The 23,413-nt window shown below is 66.5% G+C and carries 28 protein-coding genes and 1 pseudogene; 9 read left to right on the top strand and 20 right to left on the bottom strand.

All coding sequences use genetic code 11. The annotated features are described in order from the left end of the window. Positions 1 to 185: 185 nt before the first annotated feature. Positions 186 to 863: a biliverdin-producing heme oxygenase gene (locus PIJ49_RS10220; RefSeq protein WP_251154980.1), complete on the bottom strand. Its 678-nt coding sequence runs from the start codon at positions 861 to 863 to the stop codon at positions 186 to 188. Between the two features lie 57 nt (positions 864 to 920). Between PIJ49_RS10220 and PIJ49_RS10215 the strand changes: the two genes are divergently transcribed. Together PIJ49_RS10215 and PIJ49_RS10210 are read left to right on the top strand one after the other, a co-directional pair. Further along, a complete protein-coding gene (locus PIJ49_RS10215; protein ID WP_271826531.1) occupies positions 921 to 1,865 on the top strand; it encodes a siderophore-interacting protein in 945 nt (314 codons plus the stop codon). 128 nt (positions 1,866 to 1,993) lie between these two features. Then, a complete protein-coding gene (locus PIJ49_RS10210) occupies positions 1,994 to 2,275 on the top strand; it encodes a hypothetical protein (protein WP_271826530.1) in 282 nt (93 codons plus the stop codon). Between the two features lie 109 nt (positions 2,276 to 2,384). Here the strand turns inward: PIJ49_RS10210 and PIJ49_RS10205 are convergent, their stop codons facing one another. The 10 genes and pseudogenes from PIJ49_RS10205 to PIJ49_RS10160 all read right to left on the bottom strand — a co-directional run. Further along, a complete protein-coding gene (locus PIJ49_RS10205; RefSeq protein ID WP_271826529.1) occupies positions 2,385 to 3,041 on the bottom strand; it encodes a hypothetical protein in 657 nt (218 codons plus the stop codon). Next, the gene (locus PIJ49_RS10200; protein ID WP_271826528.1) at positions 3,038 to 3,643 is read right to left on the bottom strand and encodes a recombinase family protein; all 606 of its coding nucleotides are present in this window, start codon (positions 3,641 to 3,643) and stop codon (positions 3,038 to 3,040) included. The genes PIJ49_RS10205 and PIJ49_RS10200 overlap by 4 nt, the downstream gene beginning before the upstream one ends. Then, positions 3,643 to 4,443 carry a nucleotidyl transferase AbiEii/AbiGii toxin family protein gene (locus tag PIJ49_RS10195; protein ID WP_271826527.1) on the bottom strand — a complete coding sequence of 267 codons (801 nt, stop codon included), beginning with the start codon at positions 4,441 to 4,443 and terminating at the stop codon, positions 3,643 to 3,645. The genes PIJ49_RS10200 and PIJ49_RS10195 overlap by 1 nt, the downstream gene beginning before the upstream one ends. A gap of 2 nt (positions 4,444 to 4,445) precedes the next feature. Beyond that, positions 4,446 to 4,760 carry a hypothetical protein gene (locus PIJ49_RS10190; RefSeq protein WP_271826526.1) on the bottom strand — a complete coding sequence of 105 codons (315 nt, stop codon included), beginning with the start codon at positions 4,758 to 4,760 and terminating at the stop codon, positions 4,446 to 4,448. Continuing rightward, positions 4,757 to 5,551: a Fic/DOC family protein gene (locus PIJ49_RS10185; protein ID WP_271826525.1), complete on the bottom strand. Its 795-nt coding sequence runs from the start codon at positions 5,549 to 5,551 to the stop codon at positions 4,757 to 4,759. Before PIJ49_RS10185 ends, PIJ49_RS10190 begins: the two co-directional genes overlap by 4 nt. Further along, positions 5,548 to 6,105: a hypothetical protein gene (locus PIJ49_RS10180; protein ID WP_271826524.1), complete on the bottom strand. Its 558-nt coding sequence runs from the start codon at positions 6,103 to 6,105 to the stop codon at positions 5,548 to 5,550. The genes PIJ49_RS10185 and PIJ49_RS10180 overlap by 4 nt, the downstream gene beginning before the upstream one ends. Beyond that, positions 6,102 to 6,326: an antitoxin VbhA family protein gene (locus tag PIJ49_RS10175; RefSeq protein WP_271826523.1), complete on the bottom strand. Its 225-nt coding sequence runs from the start codon at positions 6,324 to 6,326 to the stop codon at positions 6,102 to 6,104. Before PIJ49_RS10175 ends, PIJ49_RS10180 begins: the two co-directional genes overlap by 4 nt. Positions 6,327 to 6,556: 230 nt before the next feature. Next, the gene (locus tag PIJ49_RS10170) at positions 6,557 to 7,051 is read right to left on the bottom strand and encodes a hypothetical protein (protein WP_271826522.1); all 495 of its coding nucleotides are present in this window, start codon (positions 7,049 to 7,051) and stop codon (positions 6,557 to 6,559) included. Further along, the gene (locus PIJ49_RS10165) at positions 7,048 to 7,641 is read right to left on the bottom strand and encodes a recombinase family protein (RefSeq protein ID WP_271826521.1); all 594 of its coding nucleotides are present in this window, start codon (positions 7,639 to 7,641) and stop codon (positions 7,048 to 7,050) included. Before PIJ49_RS10165 ends, PIJ49_RS10170 begins: the two co-directional genes overlap by 4 nt. 244 nt (positions 7,642 to 7,885) lie before the next feature. After that, positions 7,886 to 8,149 (bottom strand): annotated as a pseudogene (locus PIJ49_RS10160) (hypothetical protein); the annotation flags it as partial. A 318-nt stretch (positions 8,150 to 8,467) separates the two neighbouring features. Here PIJ49_RS10160 and PIJ49_RS10155 point away from each other — a divergent pair. Continuing rightward, positions 8,468 to 8,938 carry a hypothetical protein gene (locus tag PIJ49_RS10155; protein ID WP_271826519.1) on the top strand — a complete coding sequence of 157 codons (471 nt, stop codon included), beginning with the start codon at positions 8,468 to 8,470 and terminating at the stop codon, positions 8,936 to 8,938. A 621-nt stretch (positions 8,939 to 9,559) separates the two neighbouring features. Here the strand turns inward: PIJ49_RS10155 and PIJ49_RS10150 are convergent. Next, positions 9,560 to 13,729 (bottom strand): hypothetical protein, encoded by a 4,170-nt coding sequence (locus PIJ49_RS10150; RefSeq protein ID WP_271826518.1) that lies wholly within the window; start codon positions 13,727 to 13,729, stop codon positions 9,560 to 9,562. A gap of 392 nt (positions 13,730 to 14,121) precedes the next feature. Beyond that, positions 14,122 to 15,072: an alpha/beta fold hydrolase gene (locus tag PIJ49_RS10145; RefSeq protein WP_271826517.1), complete on the bottom strand. Its 951-nt coding sequence runs from the start codon at positions 15,070 to 15,072 to the stop codon at positions 14,122 to 14,124. Between the two features lie 122 nt (positions 15,073 to 15,194). Here PIJ49_RS10145 and PIJ49_RS10140 point away from each other — a divergent pair, with 122 nt between their 5' ends. Both PIJ49_RS10140 and PIJ49_RS10135 read left to right on the top strand, forming a co-directional pair. Next, positions 15,195 to 15,566, top strand: a complete 372-nt coding sequence (locus PIJ49_RS10140; protein ID WP_271826516.1) for a PadR family transcriptional regulator — start codon at positions 15,195 to 15,197, stop codon at positions 15,564 to 15,566. Next, positions 15,563 to 16,534 carry a hypothetical protein gene (locus PIJ49_RS10135; protein WP_271826515.1) on the top strand — a complete coding sequence of 324 codons (972 nt, stop codon included), beginning with the start codon at positions 15,563 to 15,565 and terminating at the stop codon, positions 16,532 to 16,534. The genes PIJ49_RS10140 and PIJ49_RS10135 overlap by 4 nt, the downstream gene beginning before the upstream one ends. An 85-nt stretch (positions 16,535 to 16,619) precedes the next feature. Here the strand turns inward: PIJ49_RS10135 and PIJ49_RS10130 are convergent, their stop codons facing one another. Together PIJ49_RS10130 and PIJ49_RS10125 are read right to left on the bottom strand one after the other, a co-directional pair. Continuing rightward, positions 16,620 to 17,663: a zeta toxin family protein gene (locus PIJ49_RS10130; RefSeq protein WP_271826514.1), complete on the bottom strand. Its 1,044-nt coding sequence runs from the start codon at positions 17,661 to 17,663 to the stop codon at positions 16,620 to 16,622. Then, a complete protein-coding gene (locus tag PIJ49_RS10125) occupies positions 17,663 to 18,163 on the bottom strand; it encodes a hypothetical protein (RefSeq protein WP_271826513.1) in 501 nt (166 codons plus the stop codon). The genes PIJ49_RS10130 and PIJ49_RS10125 overlap by 1 nt, the downstream gene beginning before the upstream one ends. 345 nt (positions 18,164 to 18,508) lie before the next feature. Here PIJ49_RS10125 and PIJ49_RS10120 point away from each other — a divergent pair, with 345 nt between their 5' ends. From PIJ49_RS10120 to PIJ49_RS10110, 3 genes are read left to right on the top strand one after another with little or no spacing between them, the layout of a single operon-like run. Further along, positions 18,509 to 18,748 (top strand): hypothetical protein, encoded by a 240-nt coding sequence (locus PIJ49_RS10120; protein WP_271826512.1) that lies wholly within the window; start codon positions 18,509 to 18,511, stop codon positions 18,746 to 18,748. Beyond that, the gene (locus tag PIJ49_RS10115) at positions 18,749 to 19,423 is read left to right on the top strand and encodes a GNAT family N-acetyltransferase (RefSeq protein WP_271826511.1); all 675 of its coding nucleotides are present in this window, start codon (positions 18,749 to 18,751) and stop codon (positions 19,421 to 19,423) included. It abuts the gene before it with no gap. A 60-nt stretch (positions 19,424 to 19,483) separates the two neighbouring features. Then, on the top strand, positions 19,484 to 20,458 hold the full coding sequence (locus PIJ49_RS10110; RefSeq protein ID WP_271826510.1) for an HNH endonuclease: 975 nt from the start codon (positions 19,484 to 19,486) through the stop codon (positions 20,456 to 20,458). A 122-nt stretch (positions 20,459 to 20,580) separates the two neighbouring features. Here the strand turns inward: PIJ49_RS10110 and PIJ49_RS10105 are convergent, their stop codons facing one another. The 5 genes from PIJ49_RS10105 to PIJ49_RS10085 form a co-directional block, all read right to left on the bottom strand. Beyond that, entirely contained in the window at positions 20,581 to 20,889 is a 309-nt protein-coding gene (locus PIJ49_RS10105) for a hypothetical protein (RefSeq protein WP_271826509.1), read from the bottom strand. A gap of 169 nt (positions 20,890 to 21,058) precedes the next feature. Next, the gene (locus tag PIJ49_RS10100) at positions 21,059 to 21,343 is read right to left on the bottom strand and encodes a hypothetical protein (protein ID WP_271826508.1); all 285 of its coding nucleotides are present in this window, start codon (positions 21,341 to 21,343) and stop codon (positions 21,059 to 21,061) included. After that, the gene (locus tag PIJ49_RS10095) at positions 21,340 to 21,711 is read right to left on the bottom strand and encodes a hypothetical protein (protein ID WP_271826507.1); all 372 of its coding nucleotides are present in this window, start codon (positions 21,709 to 21,711) and stop codon (positions 21,340 to 21,342) included. Before PIJ49_RS10095 ends, PIJ49_RS10100 begins: the two co-directional genes overlap by 4 nt. Beyond that, the gene (locus tag PIJ49_RS10090; RefSeq protein WP_271826506.1) at positions 21,708 to 22,076 is read right to left on the bottom strand and encodes a hypothetical protein; all 369 of its coding nucleotides are present in this window, start codon (positions 22,074 to 22,076) and stop codon (positions 21,708 to 21,710) included. Before PIJ49_RS10090 ends, PIJ49_RS10095 begins: the two co-directional genes overlap by 4 nt. 62 nt (positions 22,077 to 22,138) lie before the next feature. After that, the gene (locus PIJ49_RS10085; RefSeq protein ID WP_271826505.1) at positions 22,139 to 22,504 is read right to left on the bottom strand and encodes a single-stranded DNA-binding protein; all 366 of its coding nucleotides are present in this window, start codon (positions 22,502 to 22,504) and stop codon (positions 22,139 to 22,141) included. 101 nt (positions 22,505 to 22,605) lie between these two features. Between PIJ49_RS10085 and PIJ49_RS10080 the strand changes: the two genes are divergently transcribed. Next, positions 22,606 to 23,187 (top strand): GIY-YIG nuclease family protein, encoded by a 582-nt coding sequence (locus PIJ49_RS10080; RefSeq protein WP_442874628.1) that lies wholly within the window; start codon positions 22,606 to 22,608, stop codon positions 23,185 to 23,187. Positions 23,188 to 23,413: the final 226 nt, after the last annotated feature.

Below are 23,413 nucleotides of genomic sequence, written 5' to 3'. Positions count from 1 at the left end.
GTACCGGCGGACGCGGGCACGTGACGACGACCGTCCGGACGGACCGCGGACCGCCCAGGGCACGGCCCGCCAGCGCGCCGACGGACGCAGCGGCGGGCGCAGCGGCGGTCGCGGCGGCGGTCGCGGCGGCGGTCGATCTGCCCCGTCGTCACCGGATCCCGCTCAGGCGGGGAGCACCGGCACGGTCAGGCGGGGAGCAGCGGCACGGTCCGGCCGTCGCCCGCCGTCGGGCGACGCACCGAGGCCACGAGCGCCCGGTCGAGGCCCGCGGCCAGCTCCACCTCGGCGAGCACCGCCTCGCGCTCGGCGTCCGACCACGGGGCCGCGTCGAGCTGGGCCCGGTAGGTGTCCTCGAAGGCGGCGGGGTCGGCCACCTGGTCGAAGATCGTGAAGAGCACGCCGTTCGTGTCGAACCCGAACCGGTCCTCGAGCATCCGGGCCAGGGTGGGGCCGCCCGTCAGGTCCCCGAGGTACCGCGTGTAGTGGTGCGCGACGAACGCCCCGGGCGAGGTCGCCGCGACGGCGCACAGGCGACGGACGTACGCGGTGGTCGCCGCGGTCGGACAGCAGAGCTCGGACCAGTCCGGACCGACGAGGTACTCGAGGTCGGCGCGGATCGCGGGCATCCGGGTGAGCTGCGTCGTGACGAACGGTGCGGCGACCGGGTGGTCCGCCATCCGCTCGGCGGCACGCTCGAGGGCGTCGTACACGACGGCGTACTGGCCGAGCAGGTCGGCGTAGTCGGCGACGTCGCACTCCCCCGCGAGCAGGTCGTGGGCACCGCCGATCCACACGGCCGGGTCCGCAGCGGTGCGGGAGCGCCGGCGCAGGAGCTCGGAGAACGGCGTCACGGTCGGACTCATGAGGTGAGGCTAACCTCAGTAGCTGGCAAGGTCGAGCACCGGAAGAGGAATCCCAGGATGAGTCCCAAGCGCACCCAGCACGTCTTCGTCGTCGACCGCACGGAGCACCTGTCCCCGCACATGGTGCGCGTCCACCTCGGTGGTCCGGCCTTCCGGGACTTCGTCGACGGGGCCGACCCGGACCGCCTCGCCGCCACGGACAAGTACGTCAAGCTCCTGCTCGCGCCGCCGTCGAGCGGCCTGACCCCGCCGTACGACCTCGAGGCGCTGCGCGAGACCCTGCCGAAGCACCAGCGGCCGGCGCGCCGCACCTACACGGTCCGGTCCGTCGACCACATCGCAGAGACCATCGCGATCGACTTCGTGCTGCACGACGACCACGGGCACGACGACCACGGGCGAGACGACCACCGGCCCGAGGACGGGCCCGGCGACCGGGGCCTCGCCGGCCCGTGGGCCGCCGCCGCACAGCCCGGCGACCTGCTCGCCCTGTCCGGGCCCGGCGGCGGGTACGCGCCGTCGACGGACCCGACCGTCACCCACGTACTCCTCGGCGACGACAGCGCGCTGCCCGCGATCGGCGCGGCCCTCGCCGCGATGCCCCACGACGCCCGCGGCGTCGCGCTCGTCGAGGTCGGCGGCGCAGCCGACGAGCAGCCGCTCGAGCACCCGGACGGGGTCGACCTGCGGTGGCTGCACCGCGACGCCACCGGCGCCGAGCCGGGCGCGCTGCTGGTGGCCGCCGCTCGGGCGCTGCCCCGTGCCTCCCGACCGGTGCAGGTCTTCGCGCACGGCGAGCGGACCGCGGTGAAGGCGCTCCGCCGCGTGCTGCAGGACGAGTGGGGCCTCGAGAAGGCGGAGATGTCCCTGTCCGCGTACTGGGCGCTCGGACGGGCCGAGGACCGGTTCCAGGAGGAGAAGCGCGAGCCGGTCGGCGTGATCTTCGGCGTCGTTGAGGTGCCGGCAATGGTCCTGCCCGTGGCCGTACTCGGTCGTGGGTAGACGTCGCGGAGACGGGCCTGCTCCGAGGCCGCGCCCGCGTTCACACCGCCATGACGAACGCCGTGTCGACGGCCGCAGTGTACGAAGGACATCCTGAGACGGCAGCGCTCGTCGCCGAAGGGAAGTCCGTGTACGACACCGCGCGATCGACACCAGGAGCAAGCGTCGACCTCCGGACGTTCGACGAGGTCCTCGACGCCGCGGTCCCGAACCGAGCGCAGCAGGCAGCGGAGCCGGGCAACGCCCGCGACCGCATCCGTGCGAACTTCGCAGCGCAGCAGTCGGCTTCCTTCCCGCAGTCGGCGGCCACGCAACTCAGCGCGTCCGCGGGTCAGGGTCAGCCTGCCCCGACGTTTCGTTCCGGCCGCGGCTTCGGTGCCCCGGGGCGGGACTCCGGCGTGGAGCGCTGACCGTCCCCAGTAGGTGCCCGCCCCGTGCGAGCGAACGGCCCCCGCCGGTTCTCCGGTGGGGGCCGTTCTGTGCGCCGACACCAGGGGTGCCAACGGGGCGAGTCGGAGCCTACGCCGCTCCGGTCGGAGCGTCGGTGCCAGGGTGCACGAGGGCTTGGTCCTTGTCCTCGAACTCTCCCCGGATCTGCGCGGCGCGGGTCCACTCGGTAGCCGTCAGGCGGGCGCTGTTGTCGACGGTCTTCCACATAGCGGGGTTGGCAATCCACGCCTGAACATGTGCCCGTCGGATGGCAACCAGCTCGTCGCGGACTCTGTAGTCGCTCGGCTTGTTCTCGTGAGGGGCTTTCGTTGTCAGGAGCTCGACAAACGCGACCAGATCGCGCCCGTTGTCGGCGTGAAACGCCGCAGCGGCAGCGTCGACTTCGGCCTTCTGCTCGTCAGCGCTTCCGGCGGCTGACTGGGCCTTCCGTCCCACCACGACGCCACCGTCGACGGAGATCCTTCCCACGGGGTCACGGATCTCTTCAATGAGCTGATCGGACCAGCGCATGACGGCGGTACCGAAGGTGACGCGGGACTGCAGCGAGTCGGCATCGTGCTCGCGATTCGCGATGCGCGATGCAATTCGGTTGCTGCTCACTGCAACTGCGACGGCTCCGATGCCGACGGCGAGGGTGCCGACGGCTGCAAGGGAACCGACGATCGCGGGGACGCCGATGTCGGCGAGCCACTGGTACGACCAGGTGGGCGCCCAGTCGGCACTCATGCTGCCCCTGCGACGGGTTCGAGTGCGATGCGGGCTTCCTCGTCAACGCGTTCGAACGCGCGGAGGACGCTCGACCGGCCGACGCCGAGCGTGGTGGCGATCGCTCCAGGCTTCTTGCCGTCCTCGCGCATGCGGAGGGCTTCGGCGATGCGCTCCGGGGTCATCACGGTGGGCCGGCCGCCGACGCGGCCCTCGGCCCGCGCACGGGCGAGGCCGTCCCGGGTGTTCTGCCGGATGGTGTCGACGCGGAGCTGCGCGAACACGGCGACCATGCCGTAGAGCGCACGCCCCATCGGAGTCGTCGTGTCGATCTCCGGTTCCGTCAGGGAGCGGAGGTTCAGGCCCCGCTCCCCCAAGTCGTTCACGACCTCGATCAGGTGACCGGTAGAGCCGGCGATGCGGTCGAGTCGGTACACGACGATGGTGTCCCCGTCACGGGCGTAGTCGAGGCAGGCCAACCACTGCGGTCGGCTGCGCTTGCGTGACGACTCGCCATGGTCGATGAACACCCGGTCGCAGCCGGCGGCCTCGAGGGCGGCTTGCTGCGTGCCGGGGTCTTGTTCGTGCGTCGAGACGCGGGCGTACCCGATGGTGTGCGTCATCATCGCTCCATTCCGGTGTCGCGGCCACGCTCGGTGTCGCCGTGGTGGCGCTGCGCGGGGTTCTCGGCGCCGTTGCCGATCGTGTCCTTGGCGGAGGACGGGTACGACGCGCTGAGCCGCTGACGAGCCCTCTGAGCGTCACTCTCCGGCGGTGGGCTGTCGAGCTCGCGGGCCCAGGCGCGCATGCGGTCCTGGACGGCGGCGAGGTCGTCGGCGTCGTACTCGTAGTCCTGCACGTCAACGGGTCGGATGCGGTCGACGCGCTCGAGCTGCTGGACGAACATGACCCGGTCGAACCCGGGGTCATGTTCTGCTGCGCTGGTCAACAGCTCGTCGTCAGTGAACCGCCCGGACCGGCGAATTGCGTCGACGTCGAGGTAATCGCGAGCCTCCCCACGGCTGTAGAGCGCACCGACCTTGTTCGCGACCGCATCGTCCAGCGCGAGCACGGGACCGACCTCAAGGGTGACGGGATCGTGCGCACGCCAGTCCACGCCCATGTCGACGTCGAACCGGTACCCGTCCGCGGTGACGACGTCGAGGCGCGCGTACTGATCCGCTCGCCGGGCGACGTCGACGGTGTACCCGTTGTCGCGGAGGGCGGCCACGCCGGCGTCGAGGCCTTCGGTGAACAGGGCCGGCGCGATGTTCGTGGTGAACAGGTCGACGTCTTCGGTGGGTCGTGCGATGACGCCGTGCTCGCGGATGGCGCCGGAGCCGGCGAGGGCGAAGCCCTGCGCGCGCATCGCGTCGAGCATGATGCTGGTCGCGGTGCGTTGGTGTTCCTCGGAGCTGGTCATGGCTAGGCGGCCGCCAGCTCGGGGAACTTCGACTCCCACGCGGCTGCGCAGCGGGCTGGGAGCACCAGGTCGCGCCACACCTGCAGGAGCGTCGGCGCGTGCAGTGTCGACTCCTGCACGGGGGGCGTACCCTCGCGGACGATGTTCCGGTACGCCTTGATCAGCGTGTCATGGTCGGACAGGTCGAACTCTCGTTGCGGACCCCAGTAGACGGTGATCGGCAGCGTCAGGACGCCGTCGGCGGGCCCGTGCAGGGCCGCCAGGCTTGAGGGGGTGTCGTACGGGATGACGTCGGCGAATCGGACGCGGTCGCTCATCGTTCGTAGCCCTTCTGCTCGGTCTGGTCGGTCTGGGCGGCCGCCGGCTTGACGTCGGGGCCGGCGGCGTAGCGGGCGGCGCGGAGCGCGTCGACCGCGGCTGTCGGGTAGGACGCGGATGCGTCCTTGGTCGCGGTGAGCTCGCTGACGGGCTCGCGGGGCGGTGGGCCGTCGCGTTCGACGGCCATCATCTTGAACACGGGTACGAGCGCCTGCAAATTCGGGACGGCCTCGGTGATCGGCGGCGTCGCCGCCGCGGACGCCTGGTTCCACCGCTCCGGGGACACAGCGCCGAAGTCAAGCGAGAAGCGCGACGTCTCGGCGAGCTGGGTCATCAGGATCTTCGACGTACGGCCGTTGCCCTCGCGGAACGGGTGCGCCTGGTTGACCAGGGCGAACACCTTCGCGGCGCCGACCGCGAACTCCTGCTTGTCCGCGTTCGGCCAGTCGACGGCGTCAACCATCCGGCGGGCGTGCTTGAGGTAGATGTCGATGTCACCCGTGCGGGCGAACCCCTTCCCCTGCTTCGCCATGTTCACGTTGCGGTACTCGCCGGCCCACTCGTCGACGTTCTGGAACAGGTGCCGGTGGACGGCCTTCACGTGGTCGGCGTCGAACGTGCGGGGGATCTCGACGCGGCCGGTCAGGATCTCGGCCTGGCGTGCTGCCGTTTCGCGGTATTCCCGCTGGGTCAGCTTGTCGCCCTCGAGGGCGCCGTAGCCGTAGAGGTTCTTGAGCACGTACCCGTGGGGCTCGGTCATGTACGAGTCCCACGTGTCGAAAGTGGTCATAGCGCTGCGAGGGTCCGGAGTGCCTTCGTGCAGCGGACGGAACGATCGAGGATCTGCGGTGCGGTGCAAGGCAGGCCCTCTTTGGCGATAGCGGCGCAGGCAGCGATGCCCGCAGGGTCATCCTCCTCTTGGTACGACGCGTAGTAACCGAGTGTGCCGCATTCGACGGGCAGGATGATCGAGGGGTCCACGGACCAGATGCCCCAGGCACGGTGACGGCCATTGTCAAGCTCCGAGGCCCACGGGTCTGCGGTGATTGCGTTCGCGCTCCAAAACAGAGACGCCACCGTGCGCCGTTCATCGGTGGTCAGCTGCGTGACGTCGAAGGCCACGGCGAGCTCCGCGGTGTCATCGCTCGAGTCGTACCCACGCCACTGTCCAAGACGGAACGCCTCCGTCAGGGGTCGAGCGGCGGCAGCGACGAGATCCCAGCGAATCGGGTGCTCATCCCACCGTCCGGTGGCAGGGTTCTCGCCCCATTGCACGTCTTCGCGTCCGGCGAACCAGTAGCGGTCGGGATGGCGGATCCAGAGTCCGGCCTGCTCCAGCTTCACCGGTTGGCGCCGTCGATTGCGGCCGCTGTGCGGCGCTCGTATTCGGAGTTGTCGATCGCGCCGGTCACTAGATCGACCAGGTCGACGATGTCGCGTCGGTTCGGTGTCCACCCTTCGTGCCAACTCGAGGCGAGTGTCTGCAGGACGGCCTCTCGGTCGGTAGCGCTCAGCGGCGCGAACAGGTCCGGGTACTCGGCTTCGAGCTCGAGTCGGTTTGCCATGGGCCCCCCTCGATCGTGGTCAATCCAGCCTATCGAGAAAGTGCCCGAAAACGGTGTCCGTTACCAGATGGAGGCCTTAGTTTCGGACAGGCATTTCGGGCAGTTCCCGGTCGGCGTGTTGGTCCGGAGGTTTCGAACGCCCGGAAACGGTAGTTGCGATCAGCGGCACACGACCGCGGTCTTCGAACTTTGGCTGGGATCGCTTGCGCGACGCTGTGCCTGCTCGCCACTCATCGCCGACGAAGCCATGGAAACCGCGGTTGTGGCGAAGCTGCCACTGATGCCGTCTCCGATCTACGCTCCACAAGAACCTGCTCGTAAGCGCCAAGCCAGACGACTGCTTGCGCATGGTCCCGGTTGCCGATCATCGCGCGCCGCGCCGACGGCATCGCAAGTACGACCGCGATCGCGCCTAGCGCGGCGCACACGATTGCGAATGCTGCAGTTCCGACCCAACCCGAACCGCGATTCGGCGCCGCAGACGGTGAAGCCGTTGGGATCCGCGAGAGCATCACAGCGAGGATCGCGACGGTTGCCCCTTCGAGCGTGAGCAAAAGCGTTGTTTCCCGGTCGGCAGCTCGGGACCGCAACTCAGCAAGGACCAGCAGCTGCACCGCGTCGTCCTCCGCGGCGAAGGCGTCGAGCTCAGTGCGGGTGACTTCGATGTGCTTGTGGAGGTGCTTGGCAACCTCGGGCCGATCCTTGAGTGCCGCCCGCTTCCTCATCGGGCATCGTCTGACTGCAGGATGCGGATGCGCCGGTAGAGGGTCGCGCGGGACATGCCAAGGTCACGGGCGACTTGAGAGGCTGACTCACCGGCGTCTAGGAGCCGGATGGCAGCGCGGACCTGACTGTCGGTGAACACTGCACGTCGCCCTCCGAGGTCCTGGCCGGCGGCGCGACGCTTGGTGACCGAGTCGCGGACTCGTTCGCGTTTGATCTCGAGCTCCATCTGCGCGAGCGCCGCCATGACGGAGAACACCATGGATCCCATCGGAGTCGACGTATCAACATCGCCACCCCCGAGGTTTAGAACGCGAAGCCCTGCGCCCCGGTCTCGGAGCTGAGCCGCGAAGCTGAGCATGTCGATCGTGGACCTGCCGAGCCGATCAAGCGTGGTGACTACCAGCGCGTCACCCTCGTGCAGAGCATTGAGCGCCCGGTCGAACGCAGGACGCGAAGCATGAGCTCCGGACACACCGTGGTCGACGTAAAGGTCATCTCGACGGACGCCGGCGGCGAGGAGGTCCTGTTCTTGCCGGTCAGTGTCCTGTTGCCGGGTCGACACTCGTGCATAGCCGATCAACTTCACCATGACACCCCTGTCTCGCAACCGACCTTCATGACAGCGATCCTGCCCGATACTCAAGACACATGGTTGCGAGACTCGCGGTCCCGTGAGATCCCGCCGCGCAAGCGCCTGCGGAAGCGGTGTCGATGAGACGTCTCGCAGCCGTAGGGTTAGGAGCCGCGCACCGAGCCTCGCCGCGATCGGACCCTCTGGGTGAGTGCGTGTAGTCGGTCGCGGAACAAGAAGTTGATCGCTCCAAAAATGGCGACTACGACAGCCATTGCCATTGCCATTGCAGCGAGCGGGACTTCGAGTGCTTGCCGTCCTTCGTCGACGCGATCATCTGCTGCGCACCGTTGTAGGTGAAGGTCCGGCCGGGTGCCTTGGTGAGGTTGCCGGTGCCGTCGTACTCGTACCCGGTGGCGGTGATCTGTCCGACCGTGTTGTAGGACAGCTGCGCGTCGCCCTTCACCGTATTCGTTCCGACGTCGCGGGCGGTGGCGCCGGTGCGGTTGCCGTTGTCGTCATAGGTGAACGTCCGGTTCGTCGGGTCTGCACCACCGAGGTGAGCCGGTCATTCTCTGCGTCGTCGTCCGCGGACCCGTAGGAGGTGACGGTGCACTCGCAGTACGATGCCCGCCCCCCCCTGGTAAGCATCAACCGGACAATGACAGCCGGTTCCCACTGCACTAGAGTGCGCGTTCCATCACGAAGTCTCAGCATCCTCCGGTATGACTTGAGACCGCAAGCCGTAGAGCTATTCCCATGCTTCGTCAACACCACCATCAATCCACTCCGCGGCGGAAGAGTAGATGTGAGTAATAATCTAGCCCATTACGATATCGAGCCGGTGGACACGCTGTCATTTAGGCGCGCTTTACTGATTGCAGCCGCGTTAATTACTGGGGTATTAGCGATACTCGGCTGGCCCTTTCCACAGATCGATAGCCGCTACGGCCCAGCCACCGGCGCCTGGGATAAAACCGTAGCCGCAATGCATGATTGGCTTGCTCACGATGGCTGGCGCCAATCCGGATCTTCTTGGCTGTGGGGCGGAGTCGCTGTAACCGCAGCCCTAGGAGCACTTTCACTCAACTCGAAAAAGAAGTATCGATCAGCATGGACACCATTGCTGAATTTCGCTCCTGGCTTGTTACTAGTGATCGCCGGCCCCGCGATTCAGATTGCCACAGGCGCACCGTGGTCGAATTACTCTTCAGCCGGGGTCAGCACCACAATGCTGGTCATAGCCAGCCTCTTTCTTGTGGCCACTTTGATAATGCTCGTATTCAGCTACCACTCCGATAAAAAAAGAGAATGATGGTCGAAGCCGGTTTTTAGATCGCGATAACTAGGAGTTGCACACAAAGGGGAAATGAGGATGAGCAGCATCAGCCTGGCGGAGATCCCGCCCATCCTCGAGTACATCATTCAACTCGAGCTATGTTGTTGAGCTATCTTCTCCTAGACCAGGAGACGGCCACACCGCAAAGCACGTAAAGACCAAACAAGCCTGCGATGATAGCCCAAATCAGGAAATCTGAGTTATTGGGTGCGAGTAGGGCAAAAATTGCAAGTACTATAGCCGCCACTCCGAGAATGGTTGGCAGGATGAGGTTTCCCTTCATCTGGAACATCAAAACTCTCCTGTCGTTGCGTTGGAAACCAGGGATCCGACCGCGAAACATCCGGTGGTGCCCACAACTCCGACACCACCTGTAGCTCCTACGAGAATACCTTCACAGGTGGCGCCAGCGATGGCGCCTGTCACCCCGCCCACAAATTTCTTCGCGGCAGCCTCGGAGTTACCTTGAGCTGCGTAGTACCCCCCCTCGACGAGATCACCGACGAAGCCTGCCTTGCCAAAAGCATCAGCCCAAGGTCCCCAGGCCGATCTTCCCAACGGATCGGTCCCGTTTACCGGATCAGCACCTGCGAAGGCCTAGCGATTTGCATTTGCTGGGTCGAGAGGTGCGTCGAGGGTGTCACGTTCAAGCCATCCGCCGGTGACGCTGGACTGCCAGCGGTAGCCGAACTTGGTGAGGCCGTTATCGGTGCTGCTTGAGCGGAGCCCGGCCTTGAACCCGTAGGGGTTCTGCTTCCACTGGGTGCTGCTGTCACCGAACAAAACAGTTTCCTTGCCGTACGGGTCGTAGCGAACCGTGTAGGCCTTCGCACCCTTGTCGGTTATCGCCGCGATAGGGTTCCCGATCCCGTCGACGACCCACATGCTCGTGGCCCCATCGGAGGTGCGCAGGTTCAGCGGCCTGTCGTTGGTCGGATCCGTCAGGACGGACGCGGTTCCGCTACCGGCGACGGTGCGGCCCGTCACGACGGGGACGCCGTTGCTGTCCGTGATGCCATACGTGTACTGGTACGCCTGGCCGCCGTCGGTGGCCTGGGAGAGCAGCTTGTTCATGTCCGCGCCGGCGTACGTGTACCGAGTGGTCTTGCCGTCCTTCGTGGACGTGGTCATCTGCTGTGCGCCGTTGTAGGTGAACGTTTGGCCCGGTGCCTTGGTGAGGTTGCCGGTGCCGTCGTACTCGTACCCGGTCGTGGTGATCTGTCCGACCGAGTTGTAGGACAGCTGTGTGTCGCTCTTCACCGTGTTCGTTCCGACTTCGCGGGCGGTGGCGCGGGTCCGGTTGCCGTTGTCGTCATAGGTGAACGTCCAGTTTGTCGGGTCAGCGCCACCGGTCTGCTTGACGGAGGTCAGGCGGTCGGTTTCCGCATCGTCGTCGCCCTTGTACCCGTAGGTAATCACCTGGCCGGACGCTGCCTCGCCGGTGGTGTTGTCCTTCGACCACTGCAACTTGTCGCGGTCCTTCGCCGTGTCCGCGTCGCAGCTGCCACCAGGAGTGGTGCCGGCGACATAGCAGTACGTGACGTCGACGATCGGCTTGGACCGGTCCTCGTCACCCCATGCTTGAATGCGGGTGATCTTGCCGGACTTGTCGTACTCGACGTGCTGACGTGCCTCCCACGTCTCAGGATCCTTCGTGCTGTCCGCGTTCGGGACCGCGTTCATCCACGTGTCAGTGCGGCGGCCGCTGTTCGAGTCGGTCTTGTACAGCTGCTTCGCCGTGCCAGCACCCGACGGGTACGTGGTGGCGGTCAGGGCGCCGGAGGAGTCGTAGTCGTGCGTGACGGTGCCCTGCCCGTCGGTGACCTTGGCAGTGTTGCCGGCGAGGTCGTAGCCGTAGCTGACCTGCCCGCCGCCAGCGGTGTTGGACGTTGCGATCAGGCGGTTCCGCTGGTCGTAGCTGTTGGTGATCGTGCCGCCGGCGGAGACCTGGCTGGTCTGATTTCCGTTGCCGTCGTAGGTGCTCGTCACCGTCTGGGTGCCGTCGCTGAACGAGGTACTGGTCAGCCGGTCGTTCTTGTCGTACCCGAAGGTGGTCGTGTTGCCGCGGCCGTCGGTCTCGGTCTTCACCCGACCGAACTCGTCGTACGTGTACTCCTTGCTGCCGATCGAGCTGCCCGTGGGGGCGGTGATCTTCGTCAGCTGCTTGTTCGTGTAGTCGTACTTTGTCGGGTTCGCCGTGTTCCCGGGCGCGGTGGCCTGCCGGACAGTTCCGTCGTCGTTGTAGTCGAGCTTCGCCTTTGCGCCGGCGGGGCCGGACTGGGAGGAGGTCTGGTTGCCGTAGTCGTCGTACTCCATGCTCGTGCTCGAGGACGAGCTGCTGGTGACCTTCGACGGCAGGTAGGTCGCCGCGGGAGAGGTCGATCCGTAGTCAGCGGACGAGGTCGAACCGGATCCGGACTGCGAGGACGTCAGCGACTGGCCGCTGTTCTTGTCGTACTTGTTCGAGCTCGTCCCGGTGCTCTCCGCACCGGTGGCGCCGACCTGCGAGGACGCGACGCCGTTGTTGGCGGAGTTGTACGTCTTCGACCGCTCGCGGTTCATCGGGTCGACGGTTTTGGTGACTAGGTCGTTGCTGTTCAGCGTGTACTCGGTGTGCTTGGCGTTCGCGACCGTCGCTGACTGGTTTGACCGGGGGTCGGCGACCTGGGTGACGGTGTCGCTGACGTACGAGAACCGGGTCACAGCAGTACCGGGGGAGCCAGCGGTGCTGTTCGACTGGGTGACCTTCGTGACACGGTCGGAGGAGTCGTAGGTGAAGCTCGTCACACCACCTTCGGGTGCGGTGATCGAGGTGAGGTCCCCGTTGGTGTACCCGAACGTGGTCTGCTTGCCGGTCGCGTCCGTGTAGGTGGTGATGTCACCATCGGCGTTCTTCGCCCACGCGATCGACCGCGTCGAGGTGCCGCTGGTCTGAGTGAAGGTTTGCACGCCGTTCGCGTACGTCGAGCTCAGGGTCTTCGCCCCGACGACGCCGGCGGTGGACTGGATATTGTTCAGACGGAACGCGTCCGACTCCACATAGTTGAAGCCGATCGTGTTCTTGACCTTGTTGCGGTCGTCGATCGAGGTGGGCTGCCCGGCGAGGTTGAAGTGGATTACCTGGTTCGTGGTCCACCCCTTCAGCTGGTATTCATCGTTGCTGTCCAGCGTGCGAGTGAGAGTCTGCTGCAAGCCGGCGGGCGTGGTGAAGGAGCCTTGTCCGGAACGCTTGAACTGCCACGCCGTGCCGACCCCGTCGGTGTACACCACGCCGAGCGCGTTCGCAGTGAGGTCCCCGGCACCGGCGAGGCCGAAGTTCCACCGGTTCGCGTCCATCGTGTTCGTATTTGCTTCGCGGGTCGATCGCGAGTTGTAGGCCGCACCGATCGGCGTCGACGACGTCGCACCCGGCAGCGACAGCGCCGCAGTAGACACCATCAGGTTGCCAGTGCCGACATCGACTGATGCCGACGTCTGGTCGGTGATCGGGAACGGCAGCCGCGTCGCGGACTTCCGCTGACCGGTCAGGTTCGTCTCTGCAGGACCGCCGGGCAGTGAGTTGTAGGTGCCCTGCAGGTCGACGGTGAAGTCCAGGGTCCCGGCGCCCTGGTTCTGGATTCGGATCTTCCCGTTCGTGCCCACACCGATGATCACTGTCGTCGTGACGATGGAGCCGGCCGGGCTGTATAGCTGCGAGATACCCGGTTGAGAGGCACCATCAGCCCACACCCGAGCAGATGCGTCACGGGACGACTCGTTGATGGCGGTGAGTGTCACCGCCACGGCCGACAACCCCGCCTCGACGGTCGGCACACCGGCTCGTGCGCCCGCAACCTGCACCGCGACGGAAGAACCGGACGGCACACTAGCGCCCGTGCGGGTGTCTGCTAGACGCCCGGTCTGCGGGGTGAACCCTCCACCGGGGTTGCTCGGCATGAAGTAGCCCTGCACCGTCGCCGTGATGTCGAGGTCGGCGCCCGCGCTCGAGTTATCGATCGTCAGTTTGCCCTCAGATCCAAGCGCGACCTGTGCGGACACTCCTGTGTCGATCTTCTCCGGCGAGTACGACAGGCGTCCGCTGCTGCCGTTACCGTCCGAAGGGAACACGCGGATCGACCCATTCCCGCCGCTGGTATTGCGGATGACTACGCTCATCTGCGCTGCAGCCGCACCAGCCGGGACGCCGAAGTCGCCTGCGACCTTGAACGTGATCTGCTTGCCGGCCCCGAGCGTCGCCTTCCGGATGTTCGTTCCGGTTCGGGTGTCGGCCACGAGCCGCGGCTTGATTGGGACGTACCCGCCAGCGCTGACTCCGTTCTTTGCCGACGTGTAGTAACCGGTGACATCGATGGTCACGCGGGTCTGTGCGGTCTGGGTCTTGATCTGCACCGACCCGTTCTCACCCACCGCGAGAAGCGACGAATCCGCTGCGTTCCCGCTGACGCCGGCACCGTAGATCATCAGCAGCGCATCCGGTGTCGACGTGTCCGGGCGTCCAACGAACAGGCCCTGCCCGTTCACGTCGTTGACCTGGATCATCATCGTGACCGCGCCGATATCCGACGCGGGCAGACCGTCGACGCCGGCGATCTTGATCGTCTTCCAGCTGTTCGCTGCCGTTGTCCCGCTGTAGACGCGCGCGTTGCCACGCATCGGGACGAACTGCCCGCCAGTACCGGTCACCTCTGCCTGCGCCGGCGCTGGCGGACTCACCACCGCCAGCAGCGACCCGAACAACGCACCGATCACCACGAGCGCCAACAGCACCCACCGAGACCGAACAGCAGACAACGACGACGTCGCGAACACGCGGAAGAACCCCTTGTAACGGCCGCCACGAGTGCAGCAGTCCCCGTGACCACGCCGTGCAACCGCTAGTTACCGTAGGGAACCGTCCGCGGCGGCACGCCGCGCGCAGCACCCCCACATAAGGGGGTCGCACAGACCATTCAGCAACCGATACGACGGGCCACCCTGTAGCAACCTCGGCGCCCAGAAACGGTCGTTTGCGGGCACTCGCAGTGCCTCACATAGCAAGCCCTCAATGAGACGACCAGCGGACCCCCTATATGAGACAGGACGCAAGCTGCTGCCGACACCACCGCCGGTGATGCGCAACCAGTCCACTAGCCGACCGGCTACCGGGCGCGTCCTTCGGTTCAGGCGCCCGCTGCGATTCGGTCGAGCGATTGTGTCAGTTCGGCGCTTTGCTGGGATCCGCCGTGCCCCTCGTCCTCCGCGATGGTGAGCGTGCTCTGCGGTAGACCCTGGTGAAGCCGCCAGGGTGTCACTGCCGGGCCGCTGATGTCTCGTCGGCCGTGTACGAGGGTGGTGGGGATGTGTCGAATGCGGTTCAGTCTGGCGAGGATCGCCTCATCTCCAGGCATGAAGGCGTCGTTGCTCCAGTAGTGCGTCACGAGCCGGGCGAACTCCTCGCGGCGATCGGGACCGATGTGGCCTTCGTTCCGGAGCTCAGGGTGATCTAAGGAGACGTGGACGTTCTCCCACCGGTCCCAGGCCGCAGCTGCTGCTTCGCGAGTCGATGCGTCCGAGGATGTCAGGAGACGGGCATACGCGTCGACGATCCGCTCGCCGGAACGTCGTTGACTTGCGTGGTCGAACTCGTCCCATTCGGCCGGGAATAGCCGACCGACGCCCTCCGTGATCCACTCGACCTCGTTCCGGCTAGTCGTCGTGACGGCCATTAGTGCAAGTGCACGGACACGTTGCGGATGCTGTTGCGCGTACGCCAACGCGAGCGTAGTTCCCCAGGAGATCCCGGAGACAACCCAGGTGACGATGCCGAGGGTTCGGCGGACGGTCTCAATGTCGTCGATGAGCTGCTGAGTGTTCTGTCGATCCATCCCACCGGTCAGTCCGCCTGCTGCACGGCTTTTTCCGGTACCGCGTTGGTCGATCCCAATCAGTCGGTACCGAGCGGGGTCGAAGTGAGTGCGGTACCAGCCGCTGCCGAGTGATCCTCCGGGCCCGCCATGAAGCCAGAGGGCAGCCACGCCGTCTGGATTGCCTGACTCTTCACAGTAGATCGAGGCATCTCCGTCCACGTCGACGGCGCTGGTCCGATAGGGCTCGTACCGGTCGTAAGTCACCGCTCCACGCTATCGACGACCGCACCGACCGTCGTCCTGTACGACGATCGGCTAACGGGACGGCGCAAGGTGCGTATGAACTACGCTCCCGCATACTCTGATGGTATGAGTATCATGGCGGCATGAGTAGCAGTGAGATGCGAGAGCCGACACTGCTGGTGCTTACGGCACTGGCGGGGGGCCGAGCGCACGGGTATGCCCTGATCGCGGAGGCGGAGTCCATCTCGGACGGCCGCGTTCGGTTGAAGGTCGGCACGTTGTACGCGGTCCTCGACCGTCTTCTCGATCAGGGGTTGGTGCAGGAAGCCGGGGAGGAAGTCGTCGATGGTCGCCTGCGGAAGTACTTCGAGATGACGCCCGCGGGTGGAGGCGCTCTCGAGAGCGAGGTCCGTCGACTCGAAGCGAACGCGAGCGCGGCGCGCCGGCGCCTGCAGGGCTTCCAGACCGGGCACGTCACCGGTTCAGCGTTCATCGCACGTGGGGGCGTCGCATGACCAGCACGAGCCTGGAAGAGCAGTACCGGGCAGCGGTGCGCTGGTACCCGCCGAGGTGGCGACGCCGATTCGGCGAGGCGATGGTCGGGGTCCTCCTCGATGTCGCGGACGGTGAAGGCCGAACCGCTCCGGCCACCGGCGAGCTCGTCGACCTTCGCGGGCGAGGGCTGGCGGAGTGGATCAACGTCGTGTGCGCGCAGGACGTGCGGGCGCTAGTGGCGTCCATCTCGGTCGGAGCTGCCGCCGCGTTCACGTTGACGTACTTCTTCTTCGTCTCATGGCCGCAAGGCTTCGACAGGGGCACGGTCCCCGAGAACGTTCCGCTGTTCGGGCCGTTCCTGAATGCCGCGCCGCTGTTCATTGCGCCTGTGCTGCTCATGTTCGTCGCGGCCGTCGCCGGATCGCGGGTACTGACCCATGCGATTGCGGTGGTCGCGCTGCTTGGAGTGGTCAGCGCGGCGTTGGTTCGCTCGGCAACGGGGAACTGGAACGGACCTGGCTCAACCACCGTCGTGTTCGTCGCGTTGCTGGTCATCTTCGCCTCCATCGGCGATCCACGCCGCAGACTCCCAAGCCTCGCCGCGTTCGGTCTCGTCGGGATCGCGTCGGCGCTCCTCGGTTTCCTGCGACTCCCCACCGCGCGTCCGTGGGAGACACAGTTCGTCGGGGACGCCGGCTGGTGGAGCATCGCGCTCGCTCCCTGGGTGCTGGCATCAGCTGGAGGAATCGTCCTCGTCAGCGTCCTCGTCCTACTCGCTCAGCGACGGACGGTCTTGGCTGCGGCGATCGCCGTTGCCTGGCTCCCGTGGGCGGCCGCAGCGACTGTGACACTGAAAGTGTTCGCCGGCGAGGAAGCCGACTCGTTCGTGATAGCCATCGGCTCGGTCGCACTCTGCCTCTTCGTGTTGCAGCAAGTGCGCACGAGAACGATCCGGCGAGGCACAGGAGACGCGCCCACACGAGCTTGAAGCCACCGACTTCAGTAGACCGTCCGATGATCGATCGCCCAAGGAATCCCCCGAACGGAGAGAGTGGCCGGGGACTTCCTCGTCGTCACCGTTCGGGGCCGCTGTCGTGGCTGGGCCGACTGTCGCGGGGACGCATGCGCCCGAGCTCGGAGCGCAGTGCATCGGTGGCCGACTTCGGGTAGGAGTTCTCGGTCGCGGTGACGCGGCGGAGGTCCTTGCCGGTGTTCTCGCGTCGGTACTCCGACTCGAGCTTCGGTGCTCCCGTCACCGGGTCGACGCGATGCTCCTCGTACTGCAGGACGACGACTTCACTGCGCGCAAGCTCACGCGACACTGCGCGGCAGGTCGAGTCGTTTCCGGATTCCGGGTATAGGGAGGCGGGAAGCGACTCCGGAACCCATCGGCCGCCGAGGGGGTGACCGTTTCCTGCGACGGCGGCCTCATAGCCGACTCGCCAGCGATCCTGCGTGCGCTGGATGGAGAGCGCTTCGGGGACCTCGACCTCAACGAGCGTGACTTCGTAGCCACCGCGGCGAAGCTGCTCGCCGATTGCCTGAGCGTTGGCCGCACCGGAGAGCACTGTGTCGATGACGACGTTCTCGCCGGCCGCGACCGCGGTTCGGCGAGCTGCTTGGGCGAGGATGGATGACTCTTCGTGGACGAGTGAGGCGAGCTCGAGCGGGTAGAACGCTTCGCCGGCGTCCCGTAGTGCTTTCACCTCGGGCGGCACGATGAACCGGTCATAGGAGCCGTCTGCAAGGGCCTGCTCGAGTAGGCGTTCCTTGAAGTAGTCCGCGTCGATGACCCGCCACGATTCAGCGGGGATCTCCGTCTTCGCGATGACGGACGGCAGGACTGTGCTCTTTCCCGCGCCCGGAGGGCCAGCGAGGATGATTGCACGCTTCCCCGTATCGACGTTCGGCGCTGCGTCGCGGTGCTGCTGCAGGATCGCGTTGTGCAGTCGTCGGCGTCCCGGCGTTGCGATGAGCGTGCCGCTCACCGTGCGGAACCATTCGGGATTCGCTGTGGTTGCGGTCGCTGCTTTCGCGTGGAGGCTGCCGCCGTCCACGCTCATCGCCCTGAGGTGTTGCCGGTGGGCCTCGATGGTGTCGGGGTCAGGTGCCGGCATCACGCGTTGTTGGCGATGTACCGGTCGAAGATGGCCTCGTACATGTCGTCGGTGATGATCCCTTGGCTGTTCGCGAACTCGACGTCGGTCCAGGTGCCGGGGCCCGGCTCCCACGCGTCATCGTAGGGGTCGGGACGGTTGGCCTCGCGGTACGGCCACCGACCGAGCTCGTCGATGGTCTGTGCTTCGTCGAGTTCACCGACCGCGTAGCGTTCGGCGATCTCGAGTGGAGTGGCGCCGCTGAATCCGTCTGGTGCGTCGATGTCTGCAGTACCAGCGATCTGGGACACGCGCGCTTGGCTGATGCCGAGCTGCGCGCCGAGTCGGGTCTGCGACGCGCCTCCGCGTACTGCAAGGCGGATGAGCCGGTCCCTGTCCAAGTTCGCGAGTCGGGCACGGTACTTGACCACCAGCAAGGCGTGGAAGAGGTCTTCGGGGTCGGCTTCCGACCCGTTCGCTCGCAGTCCGGCGAGGACGTTCTGTTGAGCCAGTTTCGTCATAGGTCGTGCCTCCTATAACTCAGTTTATACCCTCGTGCGGTGCTCTAGACACTTCGGACGAGAGTGCGTTCTGCCCCCTCGTGCACGGCATGCCACAAACGGTCGTTTACAGGCACGACGCGCCCGGCCGCTCAGCCCGTCGGAGCGCCGGGCTACTTTCACGGCGACCACGTGACCGATTCGGCGCCCAGCGCTGTAGATACCGGAGTGAGGTTCTGCCTTTGTCGCCCGTATGACTCAGTACCGATGCACTGCTCCGCCGGTGGAGACCTCGCGGCATACACCCTGTGCTGCACACCTCCGTGCGGCGTCCCAGAGTCAGTACCTCTCACTTGGAGCCCACCCGTGACCATCCTCTCCGTCCTCTTGAGCGCCGGCGTCCTTGCCGCACTCACACCGCTCGTCGCACTCGGTGTGTTCACGTATTGGGGACATGTCGCCGTGAAGAACGCCGGGACCCAGGCGGAGCGTGCGTCGCTCGCCAGGGAGTTCGCGCTGCGCGTGCTCGACGTCGGCCGGTGGAAGTGGCGGAAGAAGGACGACGGGGCGGCACCCCCAGGTGGCGACGACCGGCAGGATGGGTGAGTGAACTTCGACATCTACGAGGACAGCGCTGATGCTGTGCGTACGAGGACCTGGAAGTACCTCGACCGGGTCCTGCCCCACAGAGGGATGTTCCCCATGCAGCCCGTCGAGCGCGAACGTGAGGCTGCGGGGACGAACGCGACGGTGCTCCGTGCTGTGAACGACGGCGACACCGTCGGCGCGGTCTACATCGGTCCGAGCTGGGAAGAAGCAACCGATGCGAAGTCGAACGGCGCGAACGCCATGGCCGATCGCATCCTGCGCTCCGTCCGCTCTCTTCACGGGATCGGTGTTGACGCTGAGCACCGATCCGAGGGCATCGGGTCGGCTCTGCTCGAGGCGGCAGAGGCTCGTGTCGCGTCGGAGCCGGACGCGTGGCTCATCATCGGCGTGGCCCACGGGGCACCGGAGCTCGAGGGGTTCTACGAGCGCCACGGCTACGTACTTGGGGAGCCGTCCCGGTCGATGGTCCTCCGAGTCGGGAGCGACGTGATCGTGCTACCGCAGTCCGATCCGGAGCCGCGATGGTTTTACAAGCAGCTCACACGGGACGAGGCTGCAGGTAAACCCCCGGTACGCGCGTTTCATCCGACCCACCGCCAGCTCGCGATGATGCGCGCTGGTGCCGACCAGATCGCCGGCGATCAGCCGCGTACAGGCAACCTAGGGGTTTGAAAAGTGGCAACAGATACTGAGTACTTGGTCGGTCAGGACAATTCACGTTTGCGTTGGTCCTTGTATGACAATTACAAACGCGGATGCTACTTCTGCAAGCGGAAAATCATTTTCGCGTTCATTCAAATTGATCACATCATTCCGCGAAAGACGAGCGTCGCGGACGGTACAAAGATTTGGGCTCGCGTACGGCCAGGTGAGACTTACCCAGGCATTCATAACCTGGCGAACCTTGCACCCATATGCAGTGAGTGCAACGGCCTACAGAAAAAGAGTGATTATCTTTTACCCGATGGGGTCCTAACCCTTTACCTCGACGAGGCCAACGAAAAGATAACTGCTGTTGACGAGGAGATTGCTCGACTCAGAGACGTTCCCGAGATTGAGCTCGCTGCTCTGACAATCATCCAGGCAGACATCGAAAACAAGCACCAGGTCCAGGCGATAAGGCAGCAGGCTCAGGCGGTGCTCGAAACGATCGCCGCCACTGGCGTGAGCATGGAGTATCGCGAATTAGAACAGCTACCCCTCAACCTGGACGAAGGCTGGAACCAGGCCTGGCTCCTCTGGGAACAACAGGGTCGAGAGTTCGACGCAGCAATTCGCTTAGTCTGGCAAACCGGCGCAGTCGGCGCCATTGCTCGTCGAGCAGTCTATGAGGCATGGCCCGCGGCCGAAACTCTGCTTTACCAGCACTTCGGCGGTCGCACCGGTCGCACCAGCGAAACCGAAGCAAGCGATCTCCATGTTGACTTCGTTCGAATGGATGTGCGGCCTGCGAAATACATCAACGAGTTCGAGGGGTTCTCACTCGAGCTGCATGTTGCCTTACAGGCATCCGGCAATATCACGGTCCTGCAGCAGCGGATGGACGGCGATGGTCTTGAGGAGGACGACGTACGCGAGTGGGCATTCGACGGCGTCATGGAAGTGACCTATCGGTGGTACGACCACAATACTGACGATCATTTCAGCGCGAGATCCATCCGCTCGAAGCCGATCAAGGACGGCGGGTGGGAAAAGACCCTGCAGTAGTAACCTTCTGCAGGTATACCAAAGCCCCCAGCCAAACAATGGCTGGGGGCTTTGGTGCCGGTACCGGGAGAGAGTCGGTACCGACGGGCTCGACCGGGTCGGAGAGAGTGACCCGTCGAGCGCTATAGGGGGCGCGACGTCGCGATGTCGTTGGCGGCAGCGATCAGAGCGATGACCTGCCGTGCGGCCGACACGGGGTCGTCAGCGAAGACGTCGAACGCGACCGTGTCACCGCGGCCGGCTGCTGTGGCGTGCGGCTGCGAGCGATCGAGCAGGGCTGTTTCGATGCGGGCGTACGCCGTCTCCATGTCGTCCAGGGTGACGTCGCCGCCGGGCGGGTCCATGGGGTCGAGCTCGCGGATGCGCTGCAGCGCATCGGGAGTGTGAGCGAGGGCCTTCACTGCGCCGTCAAGGGTGCCGGTGACGAGCATGTGCGCCGCGACGGGGTTCTCGAGCGCCGCGACGAGATCTCGTTCGTGGTCAATGATGTCGGCCAGGGCGAAGCCATGGCCGGGTGAAGCGCGACGACGCGTTCCGCGACCTCGGCTGCGCGGTTGTGGAGGGCGGTCATGTTGACGGGGCCGAAGCCGGCGGTGTCGCTCATGCGGTGCCTTCCTGGCTGGTGGGGCTGGTGCCCCATCGCGCGGTGATGTCGAGGTCCGTCTCGTAGACGATCAGTCCGATGTACCGGTGCCGCTCCGCGCCCTCGATGCGTTGGGTCTGCCGCTCAAGGCCGGTGATCTGTCGGATGGCTTCGCCTTCCTGCCGGTGTTCCTCGGCGGAGTACTGGAATCGGGCGAGGGCATCGATGGCGCTGTTGCACCACTCGGTCGGCAGGCCCCAGGTGCGGGTCTGCATGCCGAAGAGTCGGTCGTCGGGGGTCATCGTGCGTCGCCCTGGTCGTCGGAACGGCGGCCGCGCTCGTTGTCGCGGTCGCGCAGCTCGCCGCGATCGACTCGCTGCTGCAGGCTCCGGAGGGTCGCGGCCATCCACACGGTCGCGGCTGCGATGAGGACCCAGACGATGAGTCCGAACGCGGACGGCCAGACGAGCGCAGAGGCGATGTTGAACACCATGCCGACGGACCAGATCGTCATGCCGATCCACACGGTGCGAAAGCTGATGTTCTCGCGGCGCATCCATCGGACGCTGCCGGCTGCGACGACGCCGCGGCGGAGTCCGAGCATGATCGGGACGACGCCGGCGATGACGAACACCGCTTGCGCCACGGAGACAGCGGCGGGGTAGCTCATGTGGTGCGGTCCGGTCGCTGGTGGGCGGACTGGCCGCGGAGCGCGGTCTGCGCCTGCTCGAGGCGGTCCCACACGAGCTCGAGCATGGTCGCGGCTTCGCCGAGGTGGTCCGCTGCCTTCGCGATCGCGAGGGCCGGGTCGGAGCCGTCGTCCTCGCGGACGTCGTACGCGTCGAGCGAGCGCACGAGGTTGCGGAGCGAGGTGGGGAGGCGGTCGCCGACGCCGGACTTGAGCTCGCCGAGGGCGGCGTAGACGTCCTGGCCCTTGATGTCGTCGAACTCGCTGGCGGCCTGCAGCGCGTCGAGCGCGGTGCACGCGTACGCGGATGCGCGCACGACGGTCGGGCGGTTGCCGTCGTCGGTCATGGGTTCATCCTCTCCCGTACCGGGGACGGAGGGGCGGCCAGCGCCACCCCTCCCCTGGCGCGCTACTGACCGTTGTCCTCGCGCTCGGCCTTGCGCACCTGCGCCACGGCGTAGCGGAGGTCAGGCCCGATCGAGAGGACTCGGAGGACCCGGCGGAACTGACGCTCGTTCCCTTCACCCCAGGACTCGGTGTGCTCGTCACCGACGACGATCACGGGCATGCCGGAGCGGAGGGTGGCCGCGGCGTCGTCGCCGAGGTCGAACCACGCCTCGACGTTGTGGCGGGTGGGGGTGTCGTCCTTCACGAACTCCCCGCGGACGTAGCGGCCGGTGTTCTCGCGGACGGTGATGCGGGTGACGGTGGCTTTGCCGGCCTGTGCGGTGGTGGGGTCCTCGGCGAGGTCCCCCAGGATCGAGCGAGTTGCCATGGTGTCGCTCCTTCACGGATCGAGGCAGACTGAGCGACCCCGCTCCGTGCGTCGGCCGGGAGGCCCGGTGCGCGTCGGTGGCGCACGCTAGCGTCCGCCGGGTGGTCACCCCTCCTGCCGTCCCCGCCTGCTGCGTCCCCGATTGCGACGCGCCGTCCGCGGACGGCTTCGCCGCCGTCCTGCCGCTCTGCGGCGGACACGTGACCCTGGTCGCCGAGGTCGCGGCGGAGCACGTCGGAACGGAGGACGCGCTGCCGGGCCCGTGCCCGGTCTGCGGGTCGCGCGTGGGCGTGCGCTGGCCGAGCGCCGTGCTGTGCGGGACGTGCGAGTGGCGGTGGGGCGACGTGCCGGACGGCGAACTGCCACCGCCGCGCGTCGACGTCGTCTACTACCTCCGGCAGCGCGACGACTTCGGCGACCGGGTGAAGATCGGCACGACCGCGAACCCGCGGCGACGGCTCGCAGCGGTGCCGCACCAGGAGCTCCTGGCGTTCGAACGCGGCGACCGGTCCGTCGAGCGACGACGGCACACGGCCTTCGCGGACGACCGGTTCCCGGGGACGGAGTGGTTCCGGACCACGCCCGCGCTGCTCGAGCACGTCGCACGGGTCGCCGCGGGCGTGGACGACCCGTGGTTGCTGCACGCCCGGTGGACGAGCGAGGCACTGGCGCTGCGCGGCTGAGGCCGGCTCCCGGTCCCTGCGCGGCTGGGACCGGCTCACGGTTCCTGCGCGGCTGGGACCGGCTCCCGATCCCTGCGCGGCAGGGCCGGCTTCCGGTCCCTGCGCGGACGTGTGCCGTGCGCGACGCGGGTCGTGGGGGGGGGGGGGGGGGGGGGGGGGGGGGGGGGGGGGGGGGGGGGGGGGGGGGGGGGGGGGGGGCGCGGGGCGGGGGGGGGGGGGGGGGGGG

The sequence above is a fragment of the Curtobacterium uvaldense genome (assembly GCF_028307415.1).
Lineage (GTDB): Bacteria > Actinomycetota > Actinomycetes > Actinomycetales > Microbacteriaceae > Curtobacterium.
The sequence above is the reverse complement of the archived record's forward strand: the minus strand, read 5'-3'. Positions and strand labels throughout refer to the sequence as shown.

Excerpts from the sequence above, each read along its gene's own strand:
- PIJ49_RS10220 (WP_251154980.1), bottom strand. The coding sequence starts at position 863 with ATGAGTCCGACCGTGACGCCGTTCTCCGAGCTCCTGCGCCGGCGCTCC.
- PIJ49_RS10215 (WP_271826531.1), top strand. The coding sequence starts at position 921 with ATGAGTCCCAAGCGCACCCAGCACGTCTTCGTCGTCGACCGCACGGAG.
- PIJ49_RS10205 (WP_271826529.1), bottom strand. The coding sequence starts at position 3,041 with ATGAGTGCCGACTGGGCGCCCACCTGGTCGTACCAGTGGCTCGCCGAC.
- PIJ49_RS10200 (WP_271826528.1), bottom strand. The coding sequence starts at position 3,643 with ATGACGCACACCATCGGGTACGCCCGCGTCTCGACGCACGAACAAGAC.
- PIJ49_RS10195 (WP_271826527.1), bottom strand. The coding sequence starts at position 4,443 with ATGACCAGCTCCGAGGAACACCAACGCACCGCGACCAGCATCATGCTC.
- PIJ49_RS10190 (WP_271826526.1), bottom strand. The coding sequence starts at position 4,760 with ATGAGCGACCGCGTCCGATTCGCCGACGTCATCCCGTACGACACCCCC.
- PIJ49_RS10185 (WP_271826525.1), bottom strand. The coding sequence starts at position 5,551 with ATGACCACTTTCGACACGTGGGACTCGTACATGACCGAGCCCCACGGG.
- PIJ49_RS10175 (WP_271826523.1), bottom strand. The coding sequence starts at position 6,326 with ATGGCAAACCGACTCGAGCTCGAAGCCGAGTACCCGGACCTGTTCGCG.
- PIJ49_RS10170 (WP_271826522.1), bottom strand. The coding sequence starts at position 7,051 with ATGAGGAAGCGGGCGGCACTCAAGGATCGGCCCGAGGTTGCCAAGCAC.
- PIJ49_RS10165 (WP_271826521.1), bottom strand. The coding sequence starts at position 7,641 with ATGGTGAAGTTGATCGGCTATGCACGAGTGTCGACCCGGCAACAGGAC.
- PIJ49_RS10140 (WP_271826516.1), top strand. The coding sequence starts at position 15,195 with ATGAGTAGCAGTGAGATGCGAGAGCCGACACTGCTGGTGCTTACGGCA.
- PIJ49_RS10135 (WP_271826515.1), top strand. The coding sequence starts at position 15,563 with ATGACCAGCACGAGCCTGGAAGAGCAGTACCGGGCAGCGGTGCGCTGG.
- PIJ49_RS10130 (WP_271826514.1), bottom strand. The coding sequence starts at position 17,663 with ATGCCGGCACCTGACCCCGACACCATCGAGGCCCACCGGCAACACCTC.
- PIJ49_RS10125 (WP_271826513.1), bottom strand. The coding sequence starts at position 18,163 with ATGACGAAACTGGCTCAACAGAACGTCCTCGCCGGACTGCGAGCGAAC.
- PIJ49_RS10105 (WP_271826509.1), bottom strand. The coding sequence starts at position 20,889 with ATGCTCGTCACCGGCACCCTTGACGGCGCAGTGAAGGCCCTCGCTCAC.
- PIJ49_RS10100 (WP_271826508.1), bottom strand. The coding sequence starts at position 21,343 with ATGACCCCCGACGACCGACTCTTCGGCATGCAGACCCGCACCTGGGGC.
- PIJ49_RS10095 (WP_271826507.1), bottom strand. The coding sequence starts at position 21,711 with ATGAGCTACCCCGCCGCTGTCTCCGTGGCGCAAGCGGTGTTCGTCATC.
- PIJ49_RS10090 (WP_271826506.1), bottom strand. The coding sequence starts at position 22,076 with ATGACCGACGACGGCAACCGCCCGACCGTCGTGCGCGCATCCGCGTAC.
- PIJ49_RS10085 (WP_271826505.1), bottom strand. The coding sequence starts at position 22,504 with ATGGCAACTCGCTCGATCCTGGGGGACCTCGCCGAGGACCCCACCACC.